We start from the raw sequence: 10,998 nt of genomic DNA, 5'->3' as shown, positions 1-10,998 counted from the left end.
TGCGCGAGCACGTGCGCGGCCTGCGCGCCTCGGGTACTCCGCTCGCGAGCGACGCGCCCACGAGCTACACGCAGCACCTCGACCGGGAGCTCGCGAACCTGCGTTCCGTGCTCGCCGGCCTCGATCTCACGCCGGCCGCCTCCCTCATTGCCGGCGCGCGGCGCGTGCTCGTGGTCGGGTTCCGCAACAGCTACCCGATGGCGTTGCACCTCAGGCAGCAGCTCGCCCAGGCCAGGGACGGCGTGCAGCTCGCGCCGCTGCCCGGCCAGTCGATCGGCGAAGAGCTCGCCGCCCTCGGTGCCGACGACGTCGTGGTGCTGGTGGGCTTCCGGCGCAGGCCGCGCGGGTTCTCGCGGGTGCTGGCGCTCGTCGAGTCATCCGAGGCACGCAGCGTGCTGCTCACCGACGCGCCGCGGCTGGGTGCCGACATCGTGATCGAGTGCCCGGTCGACAGTGTCACCGCCTTCGACAGTTACGCTGCGGCGGCCAGCGTGATCAGCCTGCTCGCGGCCGGTGTGCTCGCGGCGGACCTGGCCGCCGGACGCTCCCGCATCGCGACCATCGGCGACGCCTACCGCGAGCTCGACGAGTTGGAATGACCCCTTTCGACGCGTGATCGCGCGGGCGTACAGTCTGCGGCATGACCGACGACGATCCGATACTGACGAACCCCGACCACAACCGGCTCATGAGGGAGAACGACTTCGTGCGGGTGCTCGAGTACACCGACGAGCCCGGTACCCGCACGACGCCGCACGACCACCCGAACAGCGTGATGGTCACGCTCAGCGCCTTCCAACGCCGGCTCTCGGCGGGCGGACGGGAGTTCGAGACCGCGCTGCCCTCGGGCGCCGCCGTCTGGTTGCCGGCCCAGAAGCACGCCGGCGAGAACATCGGCGAGACGCCGACTCACACGATCCTGATCGAGCTGAAGGGCGAAGCCGCTGGGTCGCCGGGCGACGGAGTGCTGGGCCCGCGGTAGCAGTCGCATCTGCCAATCTGGGTCGATGACCGATTCCGACGAGAAGTCCGTTCTGCTGCGCTACCTGCAGGAGGGCCGCGAGGCCCTCCTCTGGAAGTTGGAGGGCCTGTCGGAGTACGACGCCCGCCGCCCTCTCGTGCCCACCGGCACCAACCTGCTCGGTCTGGTCAAACACGTCGCGAGCACCGAGGCCGGCTACCTCGGCGATGTCTTCGGCCGCCCATTCGCCGAGCCGCTGCCCTGGCTCGCCCACGACGCCGAGCCCAACGCCGAGATGTGGGCGACGGCCGAAGAGAGCCGGGACGACATCGTCGCCCTCTACAAACGCGTCTGGCAGAGTTCGGATGCCACGGTCGCCGCCCTCCCGCTGGATGCGCCGGGCGTGGTCCCGTGGTGGCGGGAAGAGACCCGCGATGTCACGCTGCAGCAGATCCTCGTGCACATGATCGCGGAGACCCACCGTCACGCCGGCCACGCCGACATCGTGCGCGAGCTCATCGACGGCGCCGCCGGGCTGCGCGCGAACAACAGCAACCTGCCCGAGGCGCAGAGGGAGTGGTGGGACGGTTACCGCGACCGCCTCGAGACCGTCGCGCGCGAAGCGCAGTAGCTGTGTCTTTTCATCGACGGAACCAGAACGCCTTCTGGTTCGTGCTCGGCACCAGCCAGATATTGCCGATGGCTATGCTCCTCGCGCTGTTCGTCTGGAGACCCGAGATGCGCGTAGTCATAGCCGGCGGGTTGTTCGTGTTGCTTATCCTCGCTGCCGTGCTGATCTTCGTGGTGACGAGGGTAAATCGGGTCTCCGAGGCGATCCGCCTGGCAGCGGCTCCCGGCTGGGTCGTATTCGCCGCCTACAACCACCCGGGAGCGCTCGTGCACGTCGGCGACTACCTCGTGCCGGGGGTAGACGTCGCCCGGGGACTCGGGCTGATCGTCGTGGCGGATGACGCCGGTCTCTCCTACCTCACACCGGACAGGCCTCCGCAGCCGTTCGTTCAGATCCCCTGGTCGGGTATCGACGACATCGCGGAGGTCGGGGGCGAGTTGGCCGTGGGGCTGGCGAACGGCGACGTGCAGTACATCGTGCCCGGGGCTCGGATCCCGGTGGCCAAGCGCCGGGTGCGGGCGATTGCCGAGCAACTCTCGGCTCTCCAGCCGCAGCGGCAGCTTTGAATTCGATCTGCCACCTTTTGGTGGCATAGCGAAAAAGAAAAGGGTCTCTAAAATCGAGGTTCAGTTCGTGCTGAATATCAACGCGAACTGAAACATTGTTTTCGCGAAGGTGGGTTTCGATACGCGCCCTAGCGGGCGCTACTCAACCAGCAGGCGGTATTCAACCAGCGTGCGCGGCGACCAGAGCCACGAGTTGTGCCCGCGAGGTGGTTCCGGTCTTGTGCAGCAGGTTCGCCACGTGGAACTTCACGGTGTTCTCGCTGATCGTGAGCGCCACCCCGATCGCCCTGTTGCGGGCGCCCTCGGCGAGCAGGGTGAGCACGTCCCGTTCGCGCGGGGTGAGCTGCCCGGCGTCGGGCACGTTGATGACGGGCGCCGCGGCATCCAGAGGCAGCGTGATCTGCAATTGGGAGCCCCATCCGGCGGTACCGGCGACCGTGAAGCTGCCGTCGAGCACGGCCACGCGCGCCGCGAGCTGACCGAGACCGGGGGTCTCGACGGTCAGGTCGCCCGCACCGTTGTCGCGGATGTCGACGAGCAGGTTGGAGCCGTCGCAGTCCCACTGGATGCGCACCCGGTCGACCCCGTCGGCGTCGCTCAGGGCGAGCACCGCACCCCGCACGACGGCGCGGGCGGCGTGCGCCACCTCGCCGGGCAGCGGGCGTCCGGTGGCGGGCGGCGGAACGAACTCGACGTCGAGCCCGCCGTGACGCACGAGCGGGGCCAGATCGTCGCGCAGCCGCTCGAACGCGCTGTGCACGGGCTCCTCGGCGAGCATCCGGTCGCGGTCCGAGACGGCCCGAAGCGAGACCATCGCGCCCGCGGCGATGTCGATGGCGCGTTGTCTGGCCGCCGCGTCGCCGTGCTGGGGTGAGCGCAGAACGACGAGCAGCGACTCGAGCGCGGTCGCGTGGGCGTCGGTCAGGTCGGCGATGAGGCTCGCCCGCTCGCGCGACGCGGAACGCGAATCGGCCAGGTAGGCGGGAGACGCGGTGGCAACCTGCTGGCGGATACTCAGCGCCACGAGCTGCCAGATGCGCGCTATGCGTGCCGACGTGTCATCCGCGATTTCGACCCCGTCGACGTCGACGAGCACCAGGATCGCCGCCGTGTCCGCCGTGAAGACGACCACCGGATGCGCCCCGCCCGCGATCGTCGCATCGTCGAAGCGCGCGGGCTGCAGCCCACCGGCCCGGCTGCGCAGCTCGTCGAGCTCGGCGATCGTGACGTGCTCCACGATCCGCGCCGCGCCCGCCTTCTTCTGCGGGCGGCCCGTGCAGTCCTCGGTGAAGATCACGAGCGCCGCGTGCGGCACCATCGGGCGCAGCAGGTCGGAGAGAGCCGCGGCGATGCCGAGCAGGGACTGCGAGATCACCGTGCGCACGTCGTCGAGCAGGTCGTCGGTGGGGGAGAGCATGCCCCCAACGGTACGCGCCGGGGATGTGCCCCACCCGAACGGGTAGGGAAGACCGCTCGATGGGTGGGCGGGGTGGGCGGGAGCCCGGGCGCAGGCTGGAGCAATGACCGTGCAGACCGCCCTCTCCCTGATCGCCGCCGAGAACGCGGCCGCCGTGCGGGCGCTGACGACGGACCAGTCGACCGGCCTCGACGACGCCGCGCGGCAGATCCGTGACGCGAAACAGGTGTTCCTGCTGGGTGCGGGGCGCTCGGGCATCGCCCTGCAGTTCACCGCGATGCGGTTCATGCATCTCGGCCTCACGGTGCACGTGGTCGGCGAAGTCACCGCCCCCGCCATCGGCGACGGCGACGCGCTCGTGGTCGCAAGCGGGTCGGGCTCGACCGCCGGCATCGTGCGCGCCGCGCAGACCGCCGTCGACGTGGGCGCCTCGGTCGTCGCCATTACCGCCGACGCGTCATCCGACGTCGCGAAGCTCGCGACCGTCACGATCCTCGTTGAGGCCGCCCGCAAGCTCGACCGCGACAGCACGGTCAGCGCCCAGTACGCCGGGGGCCTCTTCGAGCAGACCGTCGTGACGATAGGGGACGCGCTGTTCCACTCGCTATGGCAGCAAAGCGGACTCAGCGCCGACGACCTCTGGCCGCGGCACTCCAATCTCGAATAGACCCCTCACCTCAACAGAAAGAAGCACCACATGAAGCTCCAGGTAGCAATGGACGTACTCACAACCGACGACGCGCTGGCCCTCGCCGGCAAGGTCGCCGCGCACGTCGACATCATCGAGCTCGGCACGCCCCTCATCAAGGCCGCCGGCCTCTCCGCCGTCACCGCGATCAAGGCGGCCCACCCCGACAAGATCGTCTTCGCCGACCTGAAGACCATGGATGCCGGAGAGCTCGAGGCCGACATCGCGTTCGCGGCCGGTGCCGACCTGGTGACCGTTCTCGGTGTCGCCGGCGACAGCACGATCGCGGGAGCCGTCAAGGCGGCCGAGAAGCACGGCAAGGGCATCGTCGTCGACCTGATCGGTGTCGCCGACAAGTCGGCTCGCGCCCGCGAGGTCGTCGCGCTCGGCGCCCAGTTCGTCGAGATGCACGCCGGACTCGACGAGCAGGCCGAAGACGGTTTCACCTTCGAGACCCTGCTCACCGACGGCTCCGACTCGGGCGTCGACTTCTCGGTCGCCGGCGGAGTGAACATTTCCAGCATCGCAGCGGTTCAGGCCGCCGGTGCGACCGTGGCCGTGGCCGGCAGCGCGATCTACAGCGCCACCGACCCGGGCACGGCCGCCGCAGAGCTGCGCGCCGCGATCGCCTAGCTCGCTCTTGCCGGTCGAGTAGCGCCCTCTGGGGCGCGTATCGAAACCCGGTTTCGATACGGTCGCTTCGCGACCCACTCAACCAGCGGTCAGCCGCTGCTACGCGCCGAGGATCTCGGTCATCTGCTTGTAGAACACGGCCGGATCGCCTGCGAGCGACGCCTTGACCATGGCGCTCCAGTCGTCGACGACGACCTCGATCGAACCCGAGGCCACGCCGTCGAGGGTCGCTCGCGCCACGTCCCGGGGGTCGATCTTCGGCCCGTCGTACTCCGCCATGATGTCGGTGTCGGCGGCGCCGAGGTGAACCCCCTGCACGAACGTGCCCTGGCCCGCGAGCTCGAGGCGCACGCCGTTGGTCATGTTCCACTCGGCGGCCTTCGCCGCGGCGTAGGCCCCGGCGCCGGGGGCCGCGAACCAGGAGAGGGCCGACAGCACGTTGACAACCGCTCCGCCGCCGTTCGCCTTGAGAACAGGGGCGAACGCGCGGATGGTGCCGAGCGTGCCCCAGAAGTGGGTATCCATTTCGCGGCGCGCGTCGGTGAGGTCGCCCGTGACGAGGAGGGCGCCGGTCGAGATGCCGGCGTTGTTCACGAGCAGCGTCACGTCGCTCGCTGTCGCCGCGGCGGCGGCGATGGACTCGTCGTCCAGCAGGTCCAGCTGCAGCGGGATCACACGGCTGTCGTCGAAGTCGAGCAGCTCGGGACGGCGGGCGGTGGCGTACACCTTGGTGGCGCCGCGCTCGAGCAGTTCGAGCACGAACTGCTTTCCGATGCCGCGGTTGGCTCCGGTGACGAGGGCGATCTGGTCGGTGATGTTCATGGCTGGCGGTGCTTTCTTTCGGGTGTGGAACGGGTCGGTCGCGACCCGACGTCGGCTACGCTATAACTTGACATTGACGTTAAGGGCAAGTAATTGAGCACAATGAAATGGAAGTCGGGCGCGCTATGAGAATCGGCGACATCGCACAGCGGGCCGGAGTCAGCACCAGGTCGCTGCGGTACTACGAAGAGCAGGGTCTGCTCGCGTCCGAACGCACGTCGACCGGTCAGCGCACCTACCCCGAGTCGGCCGTCGAACGCGTGCAGCTCATCCAACAGTTCTTCACCGCGGGCCTGCCGAGCCGCACGATCCAGCGGGTGCTTCCGTGCGTCGACTCCGGCGAGGCCTCGGCCGAGGCGTTCGCGCTACTCGAGTCCGAACGGGCCCGCATCACCGCCGCTATGGACGACCTGGCCGCCGCACGCGATGCGCTCGACCGCATGATCGACATCGCGCACAACCCGACCGCCGAACACTGCCCGGCCCTGCGCGAGCCGGCATGGGCGCCGCTGGAGTCACTCGCTGGTTGAGTAGGTCGCGCAGCGACCGTATCGAAACCGGGTTTCGATACGCGCCCCAGAGGGCGCTACTCAACCAACAGTCAGCTGTCGATGTCGCGGCCGCTCCAGAGGTCGCCGCACTCGATGTCGGTGACGGCGTGCGCTTCGAGATAGGCGCGGGCCCCGTGGTCGCCGGCGAGGGTTGCCGAGATCGGGCCCCAATGCTGCGACGAGATGAGAACCGGATGACCCGGCCGCCCGTCGTACACGGCCCGGGCGAGCGGCGATCCGGCCGCGAGCACGCGTCGCACCGCGTCGAGCGGCAGGCCGGGCGTGTCCACGAGCGTGATCAGCGCCGCGTCGTCGGCCGCCGCCGTACCCGAGAGGGCCTCGAGGCCGGCGCGAAGGGACGACGCCATGCCGCTCGACCAGTCGACGTTGATGATCGTGGAGATCGCGTCATCCGTCGGCACGAAAGCGAGTGCCTCGGTAGCGGATGCGCCCAACACCACCACGACCCGGTCGCAGCCCGCGGCGAGCAGCAGTCGCGTGGCACGCGCGACCCACGGCACCCCGTCGCGCACGACGAGCGCCTTCGGCATGCCGAGGCGGGTGCCGGCGCCGGCCGCGAGAACGAGCCCGGTAACGGTCATGAGTAATGTTAGACAGACAATGATCGATGTCTCCGAAACCGCCCTGCGCGAGGGCCTCGCCGCAAGCCTGTCCGTGAACCGTTGGATCGACGAGGTGGCCTCCGGGTATCCGTACGAGTCGGTGGCCCAGCTGCTCGCCACGGCGGCCGAGGCGGCGACGCCGCTCAGCCCGTTGGAGATCGACGAGGCTATCGCGCACCATCCGCGCATCGGCGAGAAGCCGGTCGGCGAGGGCGCGTCACAGAACTTCAGCCGCAGCGAGCAGGCCGGGCTCGGAGGCGACGACGCCGAAACCGCCGCGCAGATCGCTGCCGGCAACGCGGCCTACGAGGAGCGCTTCGGCCGCGTGTTCATCATCCGCGCCGCCGGGCGCACGCGTGCCGAGATCCTCGACGAGCTCACCCGCCGCCTCGAGCTGCCCAATGCCAGCGAGCTCGAGATCGTCGGCGGGCAGCTGCGCGAGATCGCGCTGCTGCGTCTCGAGAAGCTGTTCGGCGCAGAGTCGACCGGAGGCGACCGATGAGCCACGTCACCACCCACGTTCTCGACGCGGCGCTCGGCCGCCCGGCGGTCGGTGTCGCCGTCGCCCTCTATGACTCCGAGGGCGGCCTGGTCGCCGAGGGCGTCACGAACGACGACGGCCGCGTGCCCGAGCTTGGACCTGACGCCCTGCCACTCGGCGAGTACGGCATCGTGTTCGAGACCGGCGTCTACTTCGCCCGCACGAGCACGCCCACCTTCTACCCGCGGGTCTCGATCGACTTCGAGCTGACCGACGCGAGGGCCCACTATCACGTGCCACTGCTGCTCAGCCCGTTCGCCTTCTCGACCTACCGCGGCAGCTGATGACGACCGGACTCACGCGTTCGCAGCGCCTCGACGCCCTGCCGTGGACGCGTAAACACACGAAACTCCTGTCGGGCTCCGGCATCGGCTGGGCCCTCGACGCCATGGACGTGGGACTCATCTCGTTCGTCATCGCCCAGCTGGCGGTCGTCTGGAAGGCCGACGCCGGTCAGCTCGGTTTCGTCGCCTCGGCCGGATTCGTCGGCATGGCGATCGGCGCCAGCCTCGGCGGTCTGCTCGCCGACCGGCTCGGCCGCCGCCAGGTGTTCGCGCTGACCCTGCTCGTCTACGGCGTGTTCACGGGCCTCTCCGCGCTGTCGCTGTCGGTCGGCGCGCTCATCGCGTTGCGCTTCCTGGTGGGGCTCGGCCTCGGCGCCGAGCTGCCCGTCGCGTCGACCCTGGTGAGCGAATTCGCTCCGGCGCGCATCCGCGGACGCATCATCGTCATCCTCGAATCGTTCTGGGCCGTCGGCTGGACGGCCGCCGCGCTCATCGGCTACTTCGTCATCCCCACGAGCGACGACGGCTGGCGCTGGGCCCTCGCGCTCGGCGCGGTGCCCGCGGTCTGGGCCATCTTCGTGCGGCTGCGGCTGCCCGAATCGGTGCGTTTCCTCGAGGCGAAGGGACGGCACGCGGAGGCCGAGACGATCGTTCGGGAATTCGAGGATGCCGCGGGCGCGACCACTCCGCCGGTCGCCGCCGAGGCTCCCGAACCGGTGGTCACGGCCGAGCGCCCGATCGCCACCCTGTTCGGCGCCCGCCTGCGACGCCGCACCATCTCGCTCTGGATCGTGTGGTTCTGCGTGAACTTCGCCTACTACGGCGCGTTCATCTGGCTGCCGACGCTGCTGGTGGCGCAGGGCTTCTCTCTCGTGCGCTCGTTCGAATACACGCTGATCATTACCCTCGCGCAGCTTCCCGGGTATGCGGCATCCGCCTGGCTGGTCGAGAAGTGGGGCCGCCGGGTCACGCTCGCCGTCTTCCTCGCGGGTTCCGCGGTGTCGGCCGGATTCTTCGGCACCGCCGACGGGGTGCCGACGATTCTGCTGTTCGGCGCGTTGCTGTCGTTCTTCAACCTCGGCGCGTGGGGTGCGCTCTACGCCGTTACGCCCGAGCTCTACCCGACCCGCGTGCGCGGAACGGGCGCGGGCTGGGCGGCCGGATTCGGGCGACTCGCCTCGATCATCGCGCCGCTCTGCGTGCCCGTGCTGCTGGCCGCCGGCGGAGTCGCGCTGCCGTTCGGCGTCTTCGCCGCCGTGTTCGCGGTCGCGGCGATAGTAGCGCTCACGCTGCCCGATCTGCGCGGTAAGGCACTGGAGGACTGAAAGACCGTCAGTTGGGCTACCGTAGATAGACCCACTCCGGTCACCCGAGAAGGAAAGTGGCAATGGACACCTCGCGCATGCCCGGCATCACAGCCGGCACCATCATCGGCGGCCGGTACACGGTCGGGTCGCTGCTGGGCCGCGGGGGAATGGCGTCGGTCTATCGTGCGACCGACGTTCCGCTCGGGCGCAGTGTGGCGCTCAAGATCTTCTCGATCGAGACCGAGGGATCCGAACAACTGGGGCGGGAGTCGTCGGAGATCCAGCTGCTCGCGTCGCTCAACCATCACGCGCTCGTCACTCTCTTCGACGCGAACATCGACCGTGGAGAGGGCGTGGACCAGTCCTACCTCGTGATGGAACTGGTCGACGGGCCCACGCTCAAGGAACGCATCGACGAGGGCACCGTCGGCGAGATCGACGCGGCGCAGATGCTCGTCGACCTGGGCGAGGCCCTGCACGTCGTGCACGCGAACGGTGTTGTGCACCGCGACGTAAAGCCAGCCAACATCCTGCTCAGCCCGTCGATGTCGCGCGCGATCGAGTTCCGCGCGAAGCTGAGCGACTTCGGCATCGCCTACCTGATCGACAGCACCCGGCTCACCATGCCCGGCACGATCATCGGAACCGCCGCGTATCTCAGCCCCGAACAGGCTCGCGGTATCGCGCCGGGCCCGGCGTCAGACATCTACTCGCTCGGTCTCGTGACCCTCGAGGCGCTCACCGGGACGCGGGCGTTCGAGGGATCGATGATCGAATCGCTCTCGGCCCGTCTCGTGAGCGACCCGCAGATCCCGCACACTCTGGGCGCGGCGTGGGGGTCGTTGCTCGCTCGGATGACGTCGCGCGAGCCCGACGCCCGCCCGGACGCGCTCGAGGTGGCGGAACTCGCCCGCGAGATCGAACGCGAAGCCTATGCGGCGACGACCGGTGACACCGCCGTTTTGGGGACGGTCGAAGCGACCGGCCAGACCGAGGCGCTTGGCCAGACTGCTGCGCTGGGCCAGACCGCTGCATTGGGGCAGACCGCTGCGCTGGGCGGCACGGCGATGCTCGGCGAGACCGAGGCGCTGGGCCAGACCGAGGCGCTTGGCCAGACCGCTGCACTGGGAAAGGCCGACGCCGTCGACCCGCCGACGCGCGTGATGTCGGCTCCGTCGAACGACGACGCCGCGACGACCGTGCTGCCGGGCCCCGTGGATGCCGCGCCCTCCGCGAAGACGGGCGACGAGGCATCCGTCGCCAAGCGCCGGCGACTCAGCCGCATCCTCATCGTCTGCGCAGGGGTGCTCGCCGTACTCAGCATCGGCGGCTTCGTGCTGAGCACGGTCATCGCCGGCGACGAGACACCTCCCGAACCCGTGCCGACCCTGCCCGCCAACGGCGGCGAGCTCGGCACCCACCTCGACGAACTCCTGGAAAGCGTGACACCGTGAACCGACGCCTGACCTCAGCCCTCGTTGCCGCCCTCCTCGGCGCCGGTGCCCTCGCGGGGTGCGCCGCGACGCCCGACCTGACCGCCGACGCCGCGAAGGGCCTGCAGGCCTCCGTGCAGACGGTCGCCAGCCACGCCGCCGCGAACGACCTCGCCGCGGCCGTCACCGAGCTCGACGCCCTGCAGGGTCGGCTCGATGCCGCGGTCGCGAGCGGAGACATCAGCGCCGAGCGCGCCGAGGCCGTGCAGGCGAACATCGACCTCGTGCGCGCCGACCTCGCCCAGCGCGTCGCCGAGGCGGAGGCCGCCGCCGCCGCCGAGGCCCAGCGCGTCGCAGAGGAGAAGCAGGCCGAAGCCGACCGCGTCGCGGAAGAGCAGCGCCTCGCAGAAGCCCAGCGCGCCGCCGAAGAGCAGGCCGCCGAAGACGCGAAAGACGACAAAGACGACAAGGGTGGCAAGGGCAAGGGCAAGGGCAACGACGACGACTAGGCCGCCGGGTGGCGCGGGCCAGCAGTAACTCG

Annotated in this window: 15 protein-coding genes; 12 read left to right on the top strand and 3 right to left on the bottom strand. The window is 69.7% G+C overall.

Going from position 1 to position 10,998, the window contains the following annotated elements; all coding sequences use genetic code 11:
• From ACLQ6X_RS01120 to ACLQ6X_RS01105, 4 genes are all read left to right on the top strand, one after another.
• A partial coding sequence (locus ACLQ6X_RS01120; RefSeq protein ID WP_411698319.1) for a MurR/RpiR family transcriptional regulator occupies positions 1-599 on the top strand: 599 nt, incomplete at its 5' end.
• A gap of 41 nt (positions 600-640) precedes the next feature.
• Entirely contained in the window at positions 641-982 is a 342-nt protein-coding gene (locus ACLQ6X_RS01115; RefSeq protein WP_411698318.1) for a cupin domain-containing protein, read from the top strand.
• A gap of 25 nt (positions 983-1,007) precedes the next feature.
• On the top strand, positions 1,008-1,592 hold the full coding sequence (locus tag ACLQ6X_RS01110; protein WP_411698317.1) for a DinB family protein: 585 nt from the start codon (positions 1,008-1,010) through the stop codon (positions 1,590-1,592).
• Between the two features lie 68 nt (positions 1,593-1,660).
• Positions 1,661-2,158: a hypothetical protein gene (locus tag ACLQ6X_RS01105; RefSeq protein WP_411698316.1), complete on the top strand. Its 498-nt coding sequence runs from the start codon at positions 1,661-1,663 to the stop codon at positions 2,156-2,158.
• Between the two features lie 160 nt (positions 2,159-2,318).
• Here ACLQ6X_RS01105 and ACLQ6X_RS01100 read toward each other — a convergent pair whose 3' ends face one another.
• Complete coding sequence (locus tag ACLQ6X_RS01100; RefSeq protein ID WP_411698315.1) at positions 2,319-3,575, bottom strand: LuxR C-terminal-related transcriptional regulator; 1,257 nt, start codon at positions 3,573-3,575, stop codon at positions 2,319-2,321.
• A 103-nt stretch (positions 3,576-3,678) separates the two neighbouring features.
• On the opposite strand from ACLQ6X_RS01100, the gene hxlB reads away from it, so the two are divergent.
• Together hxlB and hxlA are read left to right on the top strand one after the other, a co-directional pair.
• The gene (gene hxlB / locus ACLQ6X_RS01095; protein WP_411698314.1) at positions 3,679-4,242 is read left to right on the top strand and encodes a 6-phospho-3-hexuloisomerase; all 564 of its coding nucleotides are present in this window, start codon (positions 3,679-3,681) and stop codon (positions 4,240-4,242) included.
• A gap of 30 nt (positions 4,243-4,272) precedes the next feature.
• On the top strand, positions 4,273-4,896 hold the full coding sequence (gene hxlA, locus ACLQ6X_RS01090) for a 3-hexulose-6-phosphate synthase (protein WP_411698313.1): 624 nt from the start codon (positions 4,273-4,275) through the stop codon (positions 4,894-4,896).
• A 99-nt stretch (positions 4,897-4,995) separates the two neighbouring features.
• Here the strand turns inward: hxlA and ACLQ6X_RS01085 are convergent, their stop codons facing one another.
• Complete coding sequence (locus ACLQ6X_RS01085; RefSeq protein WP_411698312.1) at positions 4,996-5,718, bottom strand: SDR family oxidoreductase; 723 nt, start codon at positions 5,716-5,718, stop codon at positions 4,996-4,998.
• Between the two features lie 125 nt (positions 5,719-5,843).
• On the opposite strand from ACLQ6X_RS01085, the gene ACLQ6X_RS01080 reads away from it, so the two are divergent.
• Positions 5,844-6,248 (top strand): MerR family transcriptional regulator, encoded by a 405-nt coding sequence (locus ACLQ6X_RS01080; RefSeq protein ID WP_411698311.1) that lies wholly within the window; start codon positions 5,844-5,846, stop codon positions 6,246-6,248.
• Between the two features lie 71 nt (positions 6,249-6,319).
• Here the strand turns inward: ACLQ6X_RS01080 and ACLQ6X_RS01075 are convergent, their stop codons facing one another.
• Positions 6,320-6,871, bottom strand: coding sequence for an NTP transferase domain-containing protein (locus tag ACLQ6X_RS01075; protein ID WP_411698310.1), 552 nt, complete (start codon positions 6,869-6,871; stop codon positions 6,320-6,322).
• A 19-nt stretch (positions 6,872-6,890) separates the two neighbouring features.
• On the opposite strand from ACLQ6X_RS01075, the gene uraD reads away from it, so the two are divergent.
• From uraD to ACLQ6X_RS01050, 5 genes are all read left to right on the top strand, one after another.
• The gene (gene uraD / locus ACLQ6X_RS01070) at positions 6,891-7,394 is read left to right on the top strand and encodes a 2-oxo-4-hydroxy-4-carboxy-5-ureidoimidazoline decarboxylase (RefSeq protein ID WP_411698309.1); all 504 of its coding nucleotides are present in this window, start codon (positions 6,891-6,893) and stop codon (positions 7,392-7,394) included.
• Positions 7,391-7,717, top strand: a complete 327-nt coding sequence (gene uraH / locus ACLQ6X_RS01065) for a hydroxyisourate hydrolase (RefSeq protein ID WP_411698308.1) — start codon at positions 7,391-7,393, stop codon at positions 7,715-7,717. Before uraD ends, uraH begins: the two co-directional genes overlap by 4 nt.
• Entirely contained in the window at positions 7,717-9,042 is a 1,326-nt protein-coding gene (locus tag ACLQ6X_RS01060; protein WP_411698307.1) for an MFS transporter, read from the top strand. Before uraH ends, ACLQ6X_RS01060 begins: the two co-directional genes overlap by 1 nt.
• Positions 9,043-9,104: 62 nt before the next feature.
• Complete coding sequence (locus tag ACLQ6X_RS01055) at positions 9,105-10,478, top strand: serine/threonine-protein kinase (RefSeq protein WP_411698306.1); 1,374 nt, start codon at positions 9,105-9,107, stop codon at positions 10,476-10,478.
• Positions 10,475-10,966, top strand: a complete 492-nt coding sequence (locus ACLQ6X_RS01050) for an FIMAH domain-containing protein (RefSeq protein ID WP_411698305.1) — start codon at positions 10,475-10,477, stop codon at positions 10,964-10,966. The genes ACLQ6X_RS01055 and ACLQ6X_RS01050 overlap by 4 nt, the downstream gene beginning before the upstream one ends.
• Positions 10,967-10,998 lie beyond the last annotated feature (32 nt).

The sequence above is a fragment of the Conyzicola sp. genome (genome assembly GCF_046714715.1).
GTDB lineage: Bacteria > Actinomycetota > Actinomycetes > Actinomycetales > Microbacteriaceae > Conyzicola.
The sequence above is the reverse complement of the archived record's forward strand: the minus strand, read 5'-3'. Positions and strand labels throughout refer to the sequence as shown.